17 protein-coding genes are annotated in these 19,312 nt (G+C 45.8%); 16 read left to right on the forward strand and 1 reads right to left on the reverse strand.

The genetic code is table 11. From position 1 onward, the window contains the following. Positions 1–61: 61 nt before the first annotated feature. The 8 genes from BM101_RS00225 to BM101_RS00260 all read left to right on the forward strand — a co-directional run bounded on the left by BM101_RS00225 (position 62) and on the right by BM101_RS00260 (position 11,793). The gene (locus BM101_RS00225; RefSeq protein WP_087031115.1) at positions 62–1,708 is read left to right on the forward strand and encodes a phosphoenolpyruvate carboxykinase (ATP); all 1,647 of its coding nucleotides are present in this window, start codon (positions 62–64) and stop codon (positions 1,706–1,708) included. Positions 1,709–1,890: 182 nt separating this feature from the next. Next, positions 1,891–3,714, forward strand: a complete 1,824-nt coding sequence (lepA, locus tag BM101_RS00230; RefSeq protein ID WP_087031118.1) for a translation elongation factor 4 — start codon at positions 1,891–1,893, stop codon at positions 3,712–3,714. A gap of 351 nt (positions 3,715–4,065) precedes the next feature. Next, positions 4,066–4,626 carry an alkyl hydroperoxide reductase subunit C gene (ahpC, locus tag BM101_RS00235; protein WP_087031121.1) on the forward strand — a complete coding sequence of 187 codons (561 nt, stop codon included), beginning with the start codon at positions 4,066–4,068 and terminating at the stop codon, positions 4,624–4,626. A gap of 10 nt (positions 4,627–4,636) precedes the next feature. After that, on the forward strand, positions 4,637–6,169 hold the full coding sequence (gene ahpF / locus BM101_RS00240) for an alkyl hydroperoxide reductase subunit F (protein ID WP_087031124.1): 1,533 nt from the start codon (positions 4,637–4,639) through the stop codon (positions 6,167–6,169). A 288-nt stretch (positions 6,170–6,457) separates the two neighbouring features. Next, the gene (locus BM101_RS00245) at positions 6,458–8,134 is read left to right on the forward strand and encodes a formate--tetrahydrofolate ligase (RefSeq protein WP_087032083.1); all 1,677 of its coding nucleotides are present in this window, start codon (positions 6,458–6,460) and stop codon (positions 8,132–8,134) included. Positions 8,135–8,332: 198 nt separating this feature from the next. Then, positions 8,333–10,234 (forward strand): ABC-F family ATP-binding cassette domain-containing protein, encoded by a 1,902-nt coding sequence (locus BM101_RS00250; protein ID WP_087031127.1) that lies wholly within the window; start codon positions 8,333–8,335, stop codon positions 10,232–10,234. A gap of 17 nt (positions 10,235–10,251) precedes the next feature. Beyond that, the gene (locus BM101_RS00255; protein WP_087031130.1) at positions 10,252–11,196 is read left to right on the forward strand and encodes a thymidylate synthase; all 945 of its coding nucleotides are present in this window, start codon (positions 10,252–10,254) and stop codon (positions 11,194–11,196) included. A gap of 108 nt (positions 11,197–11,304) precedes the next feature. Then, positions 11,305–11,793 (forward strand): dihydrofolate reductase, encoded by a 489-nt coding sequence (locus tag BM101_RS00260; RefSeq protein WP_087032085.1) that lies wholly within the window; start codon positions 11,305–11,307, stop codon positions 11,791–11,793. Between the two features lie 126 nt (positions 11,794–11,919). Here BM101_RS00260 and trhA read toward each other — a convergent pair whose 3' ends face one another. Then, positions 11,920–12,567, reverse strand: coding sequence for a PAQR family membrane homeostasis protein TrhA (gene trhA, locus BM101_RS00265; RefSeq protein ID WP_245825611.1), 648 nt, complete (start codon positions 12,565–12,567; stop codon positions 11,920–11,922). A gap of 180 nt (positions 12,568–12,747) precedes the next feature. On the opposite strand from trhA, the gene BM101_RS00270 reads away from it, so the two are divergent. The 8 genes from BM101_RS00270 (at position 12,748) to BM101_RS00305 (ending at position 19,056) form a co-directional block, all read left to right on the forward strand. Further along, positions 12,748–13,371: a YpmS family protein gene (locus BM101_RS00270; RefSeq protein ID WP_087031137.1), complete on the forward strand. Its 624-nt coding sequence runs from the start codon at positions 12,748–12,750 to the stop codon at positions 13,369–13,371. A 15-nt stretch (positions 13,372–13,386) separates the two neighbouring features. Beyond that, positions 13,387–13,611, forward strand: a complete 225-nt coding sequence (locus BM101_RS00275; RefSeq protein WP_087031140.1) for a YozE family protein — start codon at positions 13,387–13,389, stop codon at positions 13,609–13,611. A 21-nt stretch (positions 13,612–13,632) separates the two neighbouring features. Continuing rightward, positions 13,633–14,334 carry a purine-nucleoside phosphorylase gene (deoD, locus tag BM101_RS00280; RefSeq protein WP_087031144.1) on the forward strand — a complete coding sequence of 234 codons (702 nt, stop codon included), beginning with the start codon at positions 13,633–13,635 and terminating at the stop codon, positions 14,332–14,334. Between the two features lie 20 nt (positions 14,335–14,354). After that, positions 14,355–15,839 carry a S41 family peptidase gene (locus BM101_RS00285; protein ID WP_087031147.1) on the forward strand — a complete coding sequence of 495 codons (1,485 nt, stop codon included), beginning with the start codon at positions 14,355–14,357 and terminating at the stop codon, positions 15,837–15,839. Between the two features lie 197 nt (positions 15,840–16,036). Then, a complete protein-coding gene (gene lepB / locus BM101_RS00290; RefSeq protein WP_087031150.1) occupies positions 16,037–16,585 on the forward strand; it encodes a signal peptidase I in 549 nt (182 codons plus the stop codon). A gap of 34 nt (positions 16,586–16,619) precedes the next feature. After that, positions 16,620–17,300 (forward strand): signal peptidase I, encoded by a 681-nt coding sequence (gene lepB / locus BM101_RS00295; RefSeq protein WP_087031154.1) that lies wholly within the window; start codon positions 16,620–16,622, stop codon positions 17,298–17,300. Between the two features lie 86 nt (positions 17,301–17,386). After that, the gene (ylqF, locus tag BM101_RS00300) at positions 17,387–18,268 is read left to right on the forward strand and encodes a ribosome biogenesis GTPase YlqF (RefSeq protein ID WP_087031157.1); all 882 of its coding nucleotides are present in this window, start codon (positions 17,387–17,389) and stop codon (positions 18,266–18,268) included. After that, positions 18,265–19,056, forward strand: coding sequence for a ribonuclease HII (locus BM101_RS00305; RefSeq protein ID WP_087031159.1), 792 nt, complete (start codon positions 18,265–18,267; stop codon positions 19,054–19,056). The genes ylqF and BM101_RS00305 overlap by 4 nt, the downstream gene beginning before the upstream one ends. The last annotated feature ends 256 nt before the right edge of the window (positions 19,057–19,312 follow it).

The following is a 19,312-nucleotide window of genomic DNA, read 5'->3' on the forward strand; positions in this document are numbered from 1 at the left end:
GGGGTTACAAAACATAGAATAAAGTTTATAATAGGAGTATCAAATCAACGAGGTGACGTATATGGCTACTAGAGAAACTTATAAAAGATCTGAGTTAAAAAAGTCCAATCCTTTGCTTACTAAGTTCAGAACGACGATTGAGACAGCTTTCTATGGCAATAATATGCATGAAGTCACGGATATCGCAGATGCCTACGAGCTGGCAAAAAATGCCGACGGCGTCATCGTAACGGATCTGCCTGTTTTACATACTGCAGAGCTTGGATTGCCGAACCATGCTAAAGTGCTGGTCGAAAACGGCGGGAAGATTTTCGGACGTACTGCCCGAGCGAGACGGACCATCGGTGAGAACAAAGAGGAAGATGAAATTCTGGAAGGAATCGTCAGGGATGTCATCTATAAGAACCGCAAACGCTACTACTATAAAACATCCGGCTACGTCGGTTTGGACGAAGAATTTATGGTCAAGGCGCATATTGCCTTGCCGGAAGGAAACGAGAACAATCTGTATTCCTGGCTGCTGAATTTCCAATGGGATAACAAAGAATATAAGGATATGTATGCTAAGTCAAAAACATACGATGATGGTGACATCTATATTTATGGCGATCCCGATTGGCGGCATCCAGATTATCCGTTGGGGCTGGCTTTGTTTGAACCGGATAAAAACGTTGCCTGCATCCTGGGAATGCAATATTTCGGAGAATTCAAAAAAGGCACCTTGACGCTCGCCTGGGGGACGGGACACCGCAACGGCTTTGTGGCTTGCCATGGGGGGCTGAAACAGTTCAAACTGAACGATGGCGCATCTTATGTCGCTTCCTTCTTCGGGTTGTCAGGCTCGGGGAAATCCACCCTGACCCATTCCAAACACGAAAATAAATATGAAATCAAGGTATTGCATGATGACGCATTCCTGATCGACCTCAAAGATGGCTCATCGATTGCGTTGGAGCCAGCCTACTTCGATAAGACGCAAGATTATCCGGCCGACCATCCGGAACAGGACTACTTCGTGACTGTGCAAAACGTCGGGGTGACAAAGGATGAAGACGGGAAAATCGTTTTGGTCACCGAAGATATCCGCAACGGCAACGGCCGAACAGTCAAATCGCGCTATTCAACCCCGAACCGGGTGGATAGATTTTCTGAACCGATCAATGCGGTCTATTGGATCATGAAGGATGATTCCTTGCCGCCATTGGTTAAAGTCGATAATGCCGTATTGGCAGCAACATTCGGTACAACTTTGGCAACAAAACGCTCCACCGCAGAGACCATCAAAAAAGGGGAATCCCGGGATATGCTGGTCATCGAGCCGTTTGCGAACCCGTTCCGTGTCTATCCGTTGGCGGAGGACTACGCCGGCTTCAAGGAATTATTGGAGCATGATGAAGTGGACTGCTATATCATCAACACCGGCTTCTTCTTGGACAAAAAAATACCAAAAGAAGTGACACTGGGCGTCATCGAAAGCGTCGTGGAAGGGTCCGGGGAATTCAAGCCATTTGGCGACGTTCCGCACTTAAGCTATCTTTCTGTTGCCGGCTTCGATCCCGACATCACGGACAAAGACTACAGAAAATTAGTGAAAACAAGAATGCAGATGAGAAAAGACTACCTGGATGAATTTAATGAGGCACATCAGGATCTGCCTATCCCTGAAGAATCAATACATTCATTGCAAGAGGTCATCGACGCTCTTTAATACCGAACAGCTCAATATAACGGAAGAACCTGGGACTAATTGGACCAGGTTCTTCTGTCTGCAATAAGCTCTTTTGTGATAGAAAGAGGAGCCAATGTCGGCAGCCGCCTTGTCAGATACGCTTTGGATTGGTATAATTTTCTAGTGAACCAAATGGACGTTATAGAAAGAGAGCAACTAATATGAACCTAGAAGAAATGAAACAAAGACAAAAAAAGATAAGAAATTTTTCTATCATTGCCCATATTGACCACGGGAAATCGACATTGGCCGACCGCATCCTGCAAAGCACCCATACGGTAGCCGATCGCGACATGCAGGAGCAGTTGCTTGATTCCATGGATCTGGAAAGAGAACGCGGTATCACCATCAAATTAAATGCGGTTGAATTGACTTATAAAGCAAACGATGGGGAAGATTATATTTTCCATCTGATTGATACCCCGGGGCACGTCGACTTCACTTATGAAGTATCCCGCAGTTTAGCGGCCTGCGAAGGCGCCATTTTAGTTGTCGATGCCGCACAAGGTGTCGAAGCGCAGACTTTGGCGAATGTTTATTTGGCGATGGACAACAATCTGGAGATTTTACCGGTCATCAACAAAATCGACTTGCCGGCTGCGGATCCTGAACGCGTCCGCGAAGAAGTCGAAGAGGTTATCGGGATCGATGCCAGCGAAGCGATTTTGGCCAGCGCAAAGATCGGCTTGGGTATTCCTGAATTATTGGAACAGATCGTCGCAAAAGTACCCGCTCCGGAAGGCGATCTGGAAGCTCCTGTTCAGGCCCTTATTTTTGATTCCGCCTACGACGCTTATCGTGGTGTCGTCTTGAACGTCCGCATCAAAAACGGCGTCATCCGCCCTGGCGACATGATCAGACTGATGGCGACCAAAAAAGAATATGAAGTCATCGAAGTAGGGATTTTCTCTCCAAAACCGATCAAACGGGATTATCTGATGGTAGGGGACGTTGGCTACATCACCGCCGGCATCAAAACGATCCAAGATACGCAAGTAGGGGATACCATCACGTTGGCGAACAATCCTGCAAGCGAACCTTTAGCCGGCTACCGCAAGATGAACCCGATGGTATACTGCGGAATCTATCCGGTGGATGCGTCAGACTTCAACGATCTGCGCGAAGCTTTGGAAAAACTGCAGTTGAACGATGCTTCTTTGCAGTTTGAAGCGGAATCATCGCAAGCCCTAGGGTTCGGTTTCCGTACCGGCTTCCTGGGCATGCTGCACATGGATGTCATCCAAGAACGGATCGAGCGCGAATTCGATCTGGATATCATCACAACGGCGCCATCGGTTATCTATCACGTCAACAAAACGGACGGTACAGTGCTGCAGATCGATAACCCTTCTGAAATGCCTGACGCCACTGAAGTGCAGAGCATCGAAGAGCCTTACGTCAAAGCAAGCATCATGGTTCCCAACGATTATGTCGGCGCCGTGATGGAGATTGCCCAAAAGAAACGTGGCAGTTTCGTGACGATGGATTATTTGGACGATTTCCGCGTGAGCGTCGTCTACGAAATGCCTTTGGCCGAAATCATTTTCGATTTCTTCGATAGACTGAAATCAAGCACAAAAGGCTATGCCTCTCTTGACTATGAGTTGATCGGTTACCGCGAAAGCAAGTTGGTCAAGATGGACATCCTGCTGAACGGTGAAGTGGTCGATGCGTTGAGTTCTATTGTACACAGAGACTTCGCTTATAATCGCGGCCGCATCATCGCTGACAAATTAAAAGAATTGATTCCGCGTCAACAATTCGAAGTGCCTATCCAAGCCACAATCGGCAACAAGATTTTGGCGCGTACGACAATCAAAGCCTTGCGCAAAAACGTATTGGCGAAATGTTACGGCGGAGACATCTCCCGTAAACGCAAATTGCTCGAAAAACAAAAAGAAGGTAAGAAACGCATGAAGCAAGTCGGATCGGTTGAAGTTCCGCAAGAAGCGTTCATGGCCGTTTTGAAGATGGATGAGGATTAACCGAAGAAATAATGGTTAATACGATGGAATCCTGGTGGACTGCCTGCGACTTGAATCGTGAACAGTTCGCTATCTGACCTGAAGTATCCATGCTTGAAACTTCGAACTCTTCAAAAGACTGCCCGGCGAATGGAAATCTCATTCACCGGACAGTCTTTTTTGTGTATCTTTGAGAATGCTACCGTATAATTGAGAATGCAAGAGGATTTTGGCTATTATAAGTCGATCTATATAATTAGTCGATAATATAAATTACAAACGGAGGCAAAAAAATTGACCAAAATCATCCGTTTCGATATAGTGATTTATAGAGATTATTCTAAAATAATTATTCTAATTGGAGGAAGCGAAATGTCATTAATCGGACAAGAAATAGTAGAATTTAAAGCGAACGCTTATCACAACGGTGAATTTATCCAGGTTTCATCAGAAGATTTAAAAGGGAAATGGAACATTGTATGTTTTTACCCAGCAGACTTTACTTTCGTTTGCCCGACTGAATTAGAAGATTTACAAGATCAATATGCTACATTGAAAAGTTTAGGTGTGGAAGTTTATTCCGTTTCAACAGACACCCACTTCACTCATAAAGCTTGGCATGATCATTCACACGCCATCGGCAAAATTGAATACATCATGATCGGCGATCCGTCTCATGCTATCTCTATAGGATTTGATGTATTGGATGAACAAGGTTTGGCCCAGCGCGGAACATTCATCATTGATCCGGACGGAATCGTTCAGGCAGTAGAGATCAATGCGGACGGGATTGGCCGTGACGCAAGCAGTTTAATCAATAAAATCCATGCAGCTCAATATGTCCGTACCCATCCAGGCGAAGTTTGCCCTGCGAAATGGAAAGAAGGAGCAGAAACATTGAAACCTAGCTTGGATTTGGTAGGTAAAATTTAAGGAGGCTCCCATGGCATTAGATACAGAAATCAAAGGGCAACTGGCACAATATCTTGAACTTTTAGAATCGGATATTGTATTCAAAATAAGCTTGGGCGAGGATGAAAACTCCGGCAAAGTGCGAGAGTTTTTAGCAGAGATTGCTGAAATGACGCCTAGAATCACCATAGAAGCTGCAGCGTTAGCCCGCACACCAAGTTTCACTATCACTAATCCTGATGCAGAAAGCGGCATTGTGTTTGCCGGACTGCCATTAGGACATGAGTTCACATCCTTTATTTTAGCTTTATTGCAAGTTTCCGGTCGTGCGCCGAAAGTGGATGACGCGATCGTTGCACGGATTAAAGCAATCGATAAGGAGTTGCATTTTGAGACGTATGTCAGTTTGACATGTCACAACTGCCCGGACGTTGTTCAAGCGTTAAACATTATGTCTGTCCTGAATCCGAAAATCTCTCACACAATGATTGAAGGCGGCATGTTTCAAGATGAAATTGAAGCGAAGAAGATCATGGCTGTGCCGACTGTTTTCCTTAATGGGGAAGAGCTTGCCAGCGGCCGTATGACCATCGAGCAATTACTTGATAAAGCCGCCGGGCCAACGAGCGCAGACGAATTTGCCGGCAAAGGCGTTTTCGACGTCCTTGTTGTAGGTGGTGGACCAGCCGGAAACAGCGCGGCAATCTATGCAGCGCGTAAAGGCATAAAGACCGGCATGGTTGTCGAAACCTACGGCGGACAAGTCATGGATACGGTAGGCATCGAAAACCTGATCGGGACTCCTTATACGGAAGGGCCAAAATTGATGGCTCAAATAGAACAACATGTGAACCAATATAAAGTGGATATCATGAAGAATCAACGTGCCGTCGCTATCCGCAAAAATGACTTGATTGAAGTCGAATTGGCAAATGGAGCAGTCTTGAAAGCGAAAACTGCGATTTTGTCACTCGGTGCCCATTGGCGTAATGTGAATGTTCCTGGCGAAGAAGCATTCCGCACCAAAGGGGTAACAAACTGCCCGCACTGTGATGGCCCCTTGTTTGCCGGCAAAGACGTCGCCGTCATCGGCGGCGGCAATTCAGGGATTGAAGCAGCAATCGATTTGGCTGGGTTAGCTAAACAGGTGTATGTGCTGGAATTCTTGCCGGAATTAAAGGCTGATCAAGTGCTGCAGGATCGCGTAAATGCATTGCCGAACGTAACTGTCATTACAAATGCTGCGACAAAAGAAATTACCGGCACAGATCAAGTCGAAGCCATTACGTATACTGATCGTGAAACGAATGAAGAGCATTCCATAGCACTTGAAGGTGTCTTCGTTCAGATCGGATTGATACCGAACACTGCTTGGTTGAAGGACTCTGGCGTGGCATTGAATGCACGTGGCGAAATCATTGCCGATAACCATGGTTCCACAAATCTTGATGGCGTATTCGCTGCAGGCGACTGCACAGATAGTGCCTACAAACAAATCATCATTTCAATGGGAGCTGGAGCAACGGCTGCTTTAGGCGCATTCGATTATTTGATTCGCCAATAAGAAATAGGGCTCATTTTCAAATGGTGTTGATGGACATTCTCATCACCAAATGGATTGCATCCCATTCATAAACTTCAGAGGAGGGATTTCGAATGAAATTTCTCTTCTGGAGTTTATTTTTGACATTTTACTTTCCACCAGGTGAAATACGACTCTTTTTGCAGCAAAAACCTTTATAATCCGAAAAATGAAAGCAGTTTTATTCGTTATTTGGTTATAAAATGCGTTCCATCTGCTAGGCGATGTGCTAAAATGTATGTAAATAATGAAGAATTTGGAGTGATAGTTTTGAAGACAGATATCGAGATTGCCCAATCTAATGTAATGCTTCCGATTAAAGAAGTGGCAGCGAAGCTTTCCTTAACAGAAGATGATTTGATTTTATATGGGAAATACAAAGCTAAAGTGGCCATCAATAAAATCAATTCATTGAGTAATGAAGAAGATGGGAAACTCATCCTGGTTACAGCCATCAACCCTACACCGGCTGGTGAAGGTAAATCGACAGTGACAGTCGGTCTGGGCGATGCTTTGACCAGCATCGGCAAGAAGGCGATGATCGCGATGCGCGAACCTTCATTGGGGCCTACAATGGGAGTCAAAGGCGGCGCTGCAGGCGGCGGATATGCCCAAGTGCAACCGATGCAGGACATCAATCTGCATTTTACCGGTGATATGCATGCCATCACAGCTACAAACAATACGTTATCTGCGCTGATCGACAATCATATTCAACAAGGAAATCAACTGAATATCGACCAAAGACGCATCACCTGGAAACGGGTATTGGACATCAACGATCGTGCCTTAAGAAAAATCGTGATCGGTCTGGGCGGCCCTGTGCAAGGTGTTCCGCGCGAAGATGGTTTCGATATTACGGTTGCGAGCGAAATCATGGCCATTCTGTGCTTGGCGACTTCCTTGACAGATCTGAAAAACAGAATCGGCAATATCGTGATCGGCTACACCTTCGATAGGGAACCTGTGACGGTCAGAGAGTTAAAAGTCGAAGGGGCTTTAACCTTGTTGATGAAAGATGCGTTGGAACCTAACTTGGTCCAAACGTTGTATCATACACCAGCCTTCGTTCATGGCGGACCGTTCGCGAATATCGCCCATGGCTGCAACAGCGTCCTTGCGACAAAAACAGCGTTGAAATTAGCCGACTACGTCATCACCGAAGCAGGCTTCGGTGCGGATCTTGGTGCTGAGAAGTTTCTGGATATCAAAGCGCCACAATTAGGCAAGAATCCCGATGCGGTTGTCATCGTTGCGACGGTTCGCTCGCTGAAAATGCATGGTGGCGTACTTGTGAAAGACCTGAACAGCGGAGAGAATGTCGCTGCCGTCAAAAAGGGCTACGCAAATCTGCAGAAACATATCGAAAACATGCAACAATACGGTATTCCAGTTGTTGTTGCATTGAATGAGTTCACAAACGACACAGCAGCCGAAATCCAAGCCGTCGTTGATTTATGCGCTGCGCAAGGCGTAAACTGTGTGCAGACTGCGGTCTGGGCGAAAGGGCCTGAAGGCGGAGTGGCTTTGGCGAATGCAGTTGTCAAAGCCATCGATGAAAATACCGCTGCATTCACACCGCTTTATGTTGCCGAAGAATGCAGCATCGAAGAAAAAATCGAAAAAATCGTCACCAAGATTTATGGCGGAAAGAGCGTCATCTATTCGAAACAAGCCAAGATCCAATTGCGCCAGTTCAAGAAAAACGGCTGGGATCGTTTGCCGGTTTGTATGGCCAAAACGCAATATTCCTTGTCGGATGACCAGAAAGCCATCGGGCGTCCAGAAGGTTTCGACATAACAATCAGAGAATTCGTGCCGAAAATCGGTGCGGGCTTCGTCGTGGCGTTGACAGGGGATATCCTGACCATGCCGGGTCTGCCGAAAGAGCCTGCTGCATTGCGGATGGATGTCACCGAAGAGGGCATCGTAACCGGATTATTTTAAAAAATGACTTTACAGCGAACTAGAGAGGGCTTTTCCTCTCTAGTTTTTTTTCGGAAAATAAATTTTCAAATAAGGTCAACTTAATTTTAGGACATGTGAGTCCAATCATATAGATGAATGTGTTACAATGTCAAAGAGACAATTAAAATCCCTGGACAAGAAACAGCATGGATTGAAAACAAAGGATGAATGACATAAATGAAAGATTTTAATGCAATCGAGCTAGAAAAATCGTACGGAATGAAAAGTTTATTCAACAAAATATCGTTCACCATCCGCGAAGGGGAACATATCGGCTTGATCGGACAGAACGGAACAGGAAAAAGTTCCCTTTTGGAAATCATCGCTGGTATTGAAGGCCCCGATTCTGGGACGCTGGACTTTCCGAGTGACTATCGGATTGGTTATATGGCACAGGAACCAATGTTGAATAAAGAATCGACCATCTTTGAAGCTGTCTATGAAGGCGAAGCGCCCATCGTGAAGACGGTCCGCGAATATGAAGAAGCTGTGGAACTGTTGGCAGTGGATAGCATGAATCCCATAACACAGAATAGATATAGCCAAGCGGAGGCGAACATGAACGCTCAGGATGCTTGGCAGACAGAAGTGCAGATCAAGTCTATCCTTAACAAACTCGGCTTGGATGACATTACAAAAAAAGTGGGCGAACTATCAGGGGGGCAAAGAAAACGCGTGGGACTGGCACAAGTGCTTATCCAAGCACCGGATTTGCTGTTGCTGGATGAACCGACCAACCACTTGGACATGGACTCGATCACTTGGCTGGAAAAATATATAGCCTCATACAAAGGCTCGGTATTATTGGTGACGCATGACCGTTACTTCCTGGAAAACGCAGTGACGAAAATAATCGAATTGAAAAATGGCGGGCTGGAAGTCTACACCGGCAATTACGAAGATTATTTGATGCAAAAGAGTGAACGCGAAGCCATCCAGCAAAAAATGGATGACAAGCAAGTGAAGCTTTATAAGAGCGAACTGGCATGGATGCGCAAAGGCGCCAAAGCTAGAACGACGAAACAGCAGGCGCGGATAAATCGCTTTGAAGATCTCGAAAAAGCTACCCAGCAAAGCAGTTCCGATACGAAGCTGGAAATCCAATTGGATGGTTCACGCTTAGGGAAACGCGTTTTCAATCTGGAACATATTTCCTTGGTTGTGGGTGAAAAGAAAATACTCGATGACTTCTCCTACATTTTCCAATCGACGGACAGGATCGGAATCGTCGGGAAAAACGGAGCCGGCAAAACAACTTTCCTGAATATGCTGGCAGGCGAAAAAGAAATTGCGAGCGGTGACTTGGTCATCGGCGAAACGGTCAAAATTGCCTACTACAAACAATTGTCGGAAGTGTTGCCTGATGATAAACGGGTAATCAATTACTTGCAGGAAATCGCCGAAGAGGTGAAAAGAAGCGACGGCATCATCGTGAGCGTCAAAGAGATGTTGGAAACATTCCTTTTCCCGCGCGAAACACATGGCAGTCTGATCAGTTCGCTGTCCGGCGGTGAAAAACGCCGCCTCTATTTATTGAAGCTCTTGATGACGAAACCGAACGTCCTCTTGATGGATGAACCGACAAACGACTTGGATATCGATACCTTGACGGTGTTGGAAGATTATTTGAACACATTTGGGGGAGCCGTCATCACCGTTTCCCATGACCGTTATTTCTTGGATAAGGTGGCGAATAAGTTGCTGATCTTGAACGATGACGGGAAGCCGGATGTATTCTTCGGTGACATGAGTGAGTATCTGCTTGTTTCGGACCAGAAGGAAAGCAACTCGGCAAAACAGAACAGCAAAGCCGTGGCGGCCAAAGAACCGGAAATACAAGCCGAAGCCGTCAAAGAAAAGGTCAAATTGACCTACATGGAACAGAAAGAATGGTCAGAGATTGAGGATATCATTGCCGGCCTGGAAGAAAAGAGTCAAACTTTGCAGAAAGACATGGCCGAAAATGGATCGGATTTTGAAAAGCTGTCTAAACTGCAGCTGGAATTGGATGCAACGGAAGAAACCATTGCTGAAAAATGGGAACGTTGGGAATACCTCAGCCAATTCGCGACAGATTAACTTTTAGGAGAATAAGGATGAAACAATATTTAGATTTAGCAAGGACCGTATTAGAGACAGGAAACACCAAACACGATCGAACCGGGACAGGAACGAAAAGCATTTTCGGGCATCAGATGCGTTTCGACCTATCTGAAGGATTCCCGATTCTGACGACCAAGAAAGTAGCGTTCGGCTTGGTCAAAAGCGAACTGTTGTGGTTCCTGAAGGGCGATACGAACATCAAGTATCTGCTGAAAAACAATAATCATATTTGGGACGAATGGGCGTTTGAACGGTATGTGAAATCCGAGGACTATCTGGGACCGGATATGGCTGATTTTGGCCGCCGTGTCCTGAATGAAGAAGGCTTCAAGGAAATATACGACGTTGAAATGAAGAAGTTCAGGGATGCCGTCTTGACCGATGAGAGCTTCGCTGCTAAACACGGGGAATTGGGCAACATCTATGGGTCGCAATGGCGCCATTGGCGGACGACAAAAGGGGACTTCATCGATCAAATTTCGGATGTCATCGAAATGATCAAGAAAAATCCCGATTCGAGAAGGCTGATTGTTTCGGCTTGGAATCCCGAAGATGTCCCATCCATGGCCTTGCCGCCTTGCCACACCTTGTTCCAGTTTTATGTGAGCGAAGGGAAATTAAGCTGCCAACTGTATCAACGCAGCGCGGATATCTTTTTGGGCGTCCCCTTCAACATCGCCAGCTATGCCTTGCTGACGCATCTGATTGCGAACGAAACCGGGCTGGAAGTCGGCGAATTCGTCCATACACTGGGCGATGCCCACTTGTACCTGAACCATATAGACCAGATCGAGCTGCAGCTTTCACGGGAAACCTATGATCTGCCGAAATTGGTACTGAAACATCCGGAAAAATCCATCTTCGAGATGGATAAAGAGGATATCGTTTTGGAAGGCTACAAGAGTCATGCGGGAATTAAAGCGCCGATTGCAGTATAAATGAATCTAAGAAAATGAAAAAGGAGGATGCCGCACCGACAAAGCCTCTATGCGTTTATCGGAATGATTGCAGGTCCATGCATCGCGATTATGCGGCAAAACAACAGTATGATAGCATTATTATGGGCAGAAGATGAAAATGGCATCATCGGCAGAGACAACACTTTGCCGTGGCATCTTCCCAGCGACCTGAAGTATTTCAAAGCAGAAACATTGAACCACAAGATTGTGATGGGCCGAAAAACATTTGAGGGGATGGGGAAAAGACTCCTTCCCAAGCGGGAGACAGTCATCCTTACCCACCAAAAAGACTACGCCATCGAAGGCGCGACCGTCCTGAACAATGTGCAGGATGTCTTGGCGTTGGATAAAGAAGATGAGATGCTCTTCGTCATCGGCGGAAGCGAAATTTTCAGCCTGTTCATCCCTTATGCCGATTATTTATACCAGACCAAAATCCATGCCGATTTTGAAGGGGACACCTATTTCCCGACAATCGACTGGACCGATTGGGAACTCGTTGAATCGAAAATGGGCCCCGTCGATGAACACAACCTTTATGAACATGAATTCAAGATATTCAAACGCGCAAAATAGGAAAAGGCGTGCCAAAACGGCGTTTCCCTTTGAACATGTTTTTGGATAACAATACCGCAAGAGTCATGACAAAACAAAGAAGGGAACGAATTCGCTGCCGAATCCGTTCCCTTCTTTGTTATTCAATTAAACATAAAGCAGAATGGCGAAATACATGAAGCTTGCACCGGCCAATACAAATAGGTGCCAAATCACATGCATAAACCCGTATTTTTTATTGGAATAGAAGATGGTGCCCAAACTGTAAGCCAAACCGCCCAAAGCAATCAGGCTAATGCCGTTAAATCCGACTGTTGCGTACATAGGCTGAACGATGAACAACGCCATCCATCCCATTCCCAGATAAAGAAGGGTAGAGATGCGGTTGAATTTACCGACGAAAAATATTTTCAGGATGATGCCGACTAAGGCAATCGCCCACACTGTGATGAATAAAACTCTGCTTCGTCCGTTCTGCACAGCAATCAAGCAGAAGGGCGTATAGGTTCCGGCTATCAAAAGATAGATCGCCGCATGATCGATGTAGCGGAAAATCCTTTGGAACCGGGTCATGCTGAAGCTGTGGTATAATGTTGAGGATAAAAACAGCAGAATCATCGATGCGCCGTAGATGGTATAGGCTACCATAGCGACGATAGAATCGGATTGATATCCCTTCATGATCAATAGCATCAGACCTGCTATGCTCAGCAGCGTCCCGATGCCGTGTGTTACAGCGTTCCAAACCTCGTTAACAATCACTTTGTGTCTGTCTCTTTGCGGAAATGTTGTCAAACGTATTCCCCCTTTTTCCATGTGTGCATGTGTAATCAGCCAAAAAAACAAAATCTCTTAGGTATCCTTCTGAATGCATTATAGCATATTAAATGATAAAATTTAGGAAATACTGAACCTTCTTTTTTTCACGGTTTCCTTTTTTGTTTTTTGTTCAGTGCTGAGAAAGGATGATTGTGCATGGTGGAAAATAATACACGGAAAAACAGAGGGAGGCATTACAATGTTTGGAAGGTAGCCTTCTTCGTACTGGTTGGGCTGATCGTCTTAGCGGGAGGGTGGTTGATCTGGGAAATTTCTGCGCCTACTGCGGACGGCAACACGAAAGAGAGCGCCGTTAGCCAGCCGGCGGAAGGGATAACGCTTTACGTGTCTTTGGATAATAAGGAGATTTCGTCCATCGTCAACGAATATCTGAGCAATTCCAAGGACTATTCTGGGTACACGCTTGAAATAACCGACAGGGTTGCCTTACAGGGGAAGACGGGGATTTTGGGGCTATCGGTTCCGTTTGCCCTGGTCGGAGATCCGTTCGTCACTACAGAAGGCAATCTGCAGCTGAAGGTTGACAGCATATCGCTGGGTGGGCTACCGTTGCCGAAGAAGGAATCCTTGCGCATTTTGGCTGGGGCAATAGCTTTTCCCGATGCATTCAGTATTCAACCGGAAGAGGGGACGGTCGTCATTTTGCTCAATAAAATCCCGTTGCCGCGGGAAATGTCCGTTCGCCTGATAAATATTGATGAACAAACGAAAGAATATTCACTGGAAGTCACAATACCAGTAGAAAATTTGATAGAATAAGTAGAGGTGATGGATATGAGACAATCATTTTATCTTTTTATATTGACGTACAAGGACCCATATAAGAAAGATGCGCAAACGAAGTTCGCCAATCGAGTGGCGGAAGACTTAAGTTTTCCTAAGCAATCCACCGATTACCATGAATTGGCGGACTATTTGGAATTGAGCGGAGAATATGTTTCCTATATGGCTGTCTTTGATGAATTGTTTGAAGTATACAAAGATAGAAACACAATTTAATGTGAAGAGGGGTAATGAGAAATGAGCACACACATCGCAGCAAAACCCGGACAAATAGCAGAAACGGTCTTATTGCCGGGAGATCCATTGAGAGCAAAATATATTGCGCAAACCTATCTTGAGGATGTCGAGCAATATAATGAGGTCCGGAATATGTTCGGCTACACCGGTACGTATAAAGGGAAAAGGGTTTCTGTTCAAGGGACCGGGATGGGTCTGCCATCGATCATGATCTACGCGAACGAATTGATCACGGAATACAATGTGCAGAACCTGATTCGTGTCGGCTCTGCAGGAGCCATCCAAAAAGATATCCATGTCCGTGACATCGTGATTGCGCAGGGAGCGACGACCGATTCCAGCGTAGTGAGAAACACGTTCAACGGCCAAGTGAACTTTGCCCCGATAGCTGATTTCGGCTTGTTGTACAATGCTTACAACGTTGCCAAAGAACGGAAGCTGTCCGTGCATGTAGGGAACGTACTCTCTTCCGACCGTTTCTACAATGAAGAATTGGATAAACAAAAGCTTGCCGACTACGGTGTATTGGCCGTCGAAATGGAAGCAGCCGGGTTGTATCTGCTTGCGGCAAAATATAACCGGAAGGCATTGGCGTTGCTGACCATCAGCGATCATATCCTGACCGGCGAAGAAACAACAGCCGAAGAAAGAGAAACAACATTCGACGATATGATGTTGGTCGCTTTAGAATCTATCCTATAATAATCGAGGTGTAATCCTGAATGGAAAATAATCAACCTGACAACAAGCATAAAACCGCAAAGAAGCGGGGTGTAAAATTTTCAGTCTATATCTTGTCCTTACTCATCGTTGCGGGAGCAGCGGCTGGAGGGACGTACGCTTGGATCGGGAGGAGCGTTGCCTTACCGCCCACTGAAGAAATCATTCAAGGGACCAATACTTCAACGCTGGATTCGGCTGCCTCGGAACAGATCGGCGCAGTCTATCAAACCTTGTTGAATAACTATGTCGAAGGCGTCGACAAAAAAGTGCTGATCGCAGGAGCTTTAAAAGGTATGGTCGAATCTGTCGGCGACCCTTACAGCCAATACCTGAACACGGAAGCAAGCCAAAATTTGGATGAAAAAATCTCCGCCTCTTTCGAAGGCATCGGAGCAGAGATCATGTCGCTGGATGAAAAAATCGTCATCGTATCACCAATCAAAGGATCGCCTGCCGAAAAAGCGGGACTGTTGCCGAATGATGTGATCGTCAGTGCGGATGGACAAGCCCTCCAAGGGATGACGGCCCAGGAAGCGGTAAATGTGATCCGGGGAGAAAAAGGAACCGAAGTAGCCTTGGAGATATTGAGAGGCGATCAAACCATAAAGGTCACTATCGTAAGGGATACGATACCGATCGAAACAGTGACCTATGAAATGGATAAAGCGCATCCGGAGATAGGCGTCGTCCACGTATCAAGTTTTTCAACACCGACATACGATGATATTGTCAGCGCGGTAAAAGATTTGCGTACACAAGGCGCAACCTCATTCGTCTTTGATTTCCGACAAAATCCAGGCGGTTTGCTGGATCAGGCATTGAAGATCAGCAACATGTTCCTTAAAGACGGGGATGTCATCATGCAGACCCAGGAAAAGGATGCGGAACCGAATAAAATCCTAGCAAGCAGTAAAGATTTCGGCGACTTTAAGATTACCGAACCGACCATCGTTCTCGTGGATGAGGGAAGCGCCAGCGCATCTGAAATCGTGGCGGGTGCTCTGCAGGAATCCGCTAAAATACCACTGGTCGGAACGACCACTTTCGGTAAAGGGACCGTCCAAACCGTGTATCCATTGAGTGAAAACAGCGAGTTAAAATTAACTGTCGCAAAATGGTTGACGCCGCAAGGGAATTGGATCCATAAGAAAGGGATCAAAGTAGACTACGAAGTAGCTCTGCCGGATTATGCCACTTTGACCATCATCGATTCTACCGCCACCTACCAACAGGGCGACGTTTCGGAAAATGTGAAAAATGTCGAGAAAATGTTGACTGCTGTAGGTTATCCTGTCAATGCTGATGGGTATTACGATGAAACGACTACCAGCCAAGTATCCGCCTTCCAACAAGACAACAACCTTGAGGTAAGCGGGACAGTGACGGGCGACACTGCCGTGGCACTCGTAGAAAAATTGCGCACAATCATAGCCGAAAATGATACACAATATGAAAAAGCGATAGAATTACTGACCGGAAAGTAATAAGAAAGGAGGCTTGGGTCCCGTCAGGGTTCCAGGCCTGTTTTTCTGTGCAAAACCCGTTCAAGCGGGCAGAATCTGTTCGGCTTGTAATGGGATCTAGCTCTCTTGAGTTACTTTAGATTTTTTTTATTTGTCTTTTGTGCTAAACTATGGGTATTATTTCCTTCTGTACATTACGATTGAAAAGGCAGGTACCGATGAGAATCAATAAGAAAATGCAAGACAGCATCTGGGATTGGGTTAAAGCGATCATGCTCACTCTTTTGCTGGCAGTGATTATCCGTTTTTTTATTTTTATTCCGTTAAGAGTCGACGGCAGCTCAATGAGCCCGACGCTGCAGCAGAATAATTACATTATCTATGAGAAGCTGACGCCGATCCGTCGCTTTGACATCATCATTTTCAATAATGATGCAGGAGAAACACTGATTAAACGGGTCATTGGTTTGCCCGGCGACAGATTGGAATATAAAGACGATCAATTGATCCTGAATGGTAAGCCTGTGGAGGAACCCTATCTGAAACAAGGGAACAATGAGCAACTGGAGACCTTTACTTCCGATTTCAACTTGCTGGACTTGACCGGGATGGATAGCGTGCCAGAAAACAGTTACTTCGTGATGGGCGACAACAGAAACCGCAGCAACGACAGCCGTATGTTCGGGTTTGTTTCCCAAGAGGATATTGTAGGGAAAGCAAGTATGGTATACTATCCGTTAGACGAACTCCGGTTTATAGGCGAATAACGAAGTGCTATTTTACAAATGAAAGGGTGTCATTATGTCAATTGACAAAACTGATTTGAATAACCACGATGCGGATTATTTCTCGCGCAATGAACGTTTTGGCGTGAAGTCCAATAAAAAAACAAAAAAAGGGTCCGGCAAGAATCCCGGATCTCCAGATGGATTTTGGAAAGAATTTGCGAATATCGCTATTTCGGTTGCGGTAGCATTCGTGCTATTCATCGTCATCAGAACGTACCTTTTTTACCCTTTTCAAGTAGTCGGAGAATCCATGGTTCCGACCTTGGAAACCGGTGACCGGCTTATCCTCAATAGACTGGCGAAAGTCGACCGCTTTGATATCGTTGTCTTTCCCGCTCCGGATGGATCCGGGGAAGAATATGTAAAGAGAATCATTGGGTTGCCAGGCGATGAAATCACCTATTTCCAGGACACGCTTTATATAAACGGTAAAAAAGTCGACGAACACTATTTGGAACCGTTGAAGGCGGCGGCGAATGGAAAAGTATTGACGCCGGACTTCACCTTATTCAGCTTAGATTCCACAAAGGTTTCTACCGTTCCGAAAGATACTTATTTTGTTTTAGGCGATAACCGATCGGTCTCTAAAGACAGCCGTGTCTTCGGCTTTATCCCAGCCGCGCAGGTCGAGGGGACTGCCGATTTAAGGATATGGCCTATTGCTAAAATCGGGCTGATGGATGGCAACAAATAAAAAAACAACGGAAACACAAGTGTTTTTGCACTTGTGTTTTATCATGAATATGGACCAATCATATTAAAAGAAGAGAGAGTGGTATTATGCTGATACAATGGTTTCCAGGCCACATGGCAAAAGCAAGACGTGAAGCGATAGAAAAATTGAAATTGGTGGACTTGGTGATCGAGTTGTTGGATGCCCGTTTACCTGAATCGAGCCGCAATCCATTGATCGATCAAATCATCGGCAACAAACCAAGATTGATCGTACTGAACAAAGCGGATTTAGCCGACAAAGACAAAACGGAAGAATGGTTGGAGTACTATAATCAAGATGAAAAAGAACAGCGCGCCATCGCGATTTCAACATTGAATCCCAAAGATATGCAAACGTTGAAGAAAGAAGTGAAGGCAATCATGGCGCCTAAAATGAAAAAACTGACGGATAAAGGCGTGAAGCCGCGTGCCATCCGCTTGATGATTTTAGGGATACCGAACGTAGGCAAATCAACCCTGATCAACAAACTTTTGACTAAAAATCGGGCTGTAACCGGAAATCGGCCGGGTGTCACAAAAGGCCAACAATGGCTTAAAATCGGCAATGACTTTGAATTATTGGATACTCCCGGCATTTTATGGCCGAAATTCGAAGATCAGGTGATCGGCAAAAAACTTGCTCTGACAGGGGCCATCAAAGACACGCTTTTCCATAAAGATGAAGTCGCCCTGTTTGCATTGGCTTATTTCCTTAAGTACTACCCCGGGAAGTTGCAAGAATATTATAAAATTGATGAAAAAACATTTGCGGAAAACACTCCGGAATTCCTGATGGGGCTGACTACCAAATTCGGTTTTGGTGAAGACTACGGAAGAGCAAGCGAAAAAATCATGTTCGATATTCGGAACGGCAAACTCGGCCCGTATACATTGGATTCGGTGGAGAAGAGCGAGGATGACGCTGAGAAAACGGAGTCTGCGCAATGAGCAAGCTTCCGACCATCGCAGAAATGAAGGAACTGCTGAAGCATATCCAAACGTTGGACGATCCGCGTTGGCCGGACATTCAGGCGGATGCAAGGAAAGGTGTCCAAAGCGCCATTCAATCCTGGCATAAAAACTACCAAAAAGAGCTTGCATTGAGAGAACATCAAGAAAAAATGCTCGTTTTCGAGAATGCCTTGCGGGCGAAAGGGAGACGGTTCATCGCCGGCATCGATGAAGTGGGCAGGGGCCCGCTTGCGGGCCCGGTTGTGGCTGCAGCAGTCATTCTGCCGGATGAAATGCCCTATTTGCCGATCAACGATTCGAAACAATTGTCCGCCAAAAAAAGAGAACATCTTTTTCAGGAAATCATGGCCATCGCTGATGTGGGCATCGGCGTCATTTCGCAGGAAGTGGTCGACCAAGTGAACATCTATGAAGCCACCAAGTTGGCGATGATGCAAGCCATTGCCAATTTATCGATAGAACCGGACAGCCTCTTGATTGATGCCATGAAGCTGCCGCTGCCGGTAGAGCAGCAAGCAATCATAAAAGGGGATGCCCTCTCCTATTCAATCGCTGCGGCAAGCATCATTGCCAAAGTGTACCGGGACAGACTGATGACGGAGTATGCAAATGAATATCCCGGATATGGCTTTGAGAATAATGCGGGCTACGGTACAAAAGAGCATCTTCTGGGCTTGGAAAAATACGGCGTCACTGCGATCCACAGAAAGACATTCGAACCAATAAAAAGCATGGTGCGGAATGAAAAAGATAAGAAATGCTGAACGGGTTCGTTCAGCCCTGAAAGAAATTTAGGAAATCTGGCCCTGAATGAGCATCGCAGAGCGCAATGGGTCAGATTTATCTAATTTCCGAAGGGCTAACCCGTGAAGCTGGACAACTCGTTAGCACATGGAACATTTTACTAACCTGTGAAACACCTACGGTGATGCATTTCTGCACTCGAAAAAATTTATTGTTTCCTACAAGATTAAAAAAAGCAAAAATATATAAACGCAAATCGCTCCTTTCGGACTATCT

The organism is Trichococcus palustris (genome assembly GCF_900114465.1).
GTDB lineage: Bacteria > Bacillota > Bacilli > Lactobacillales > Aerococcaceae > Trichococcus > Trichococcus palustris.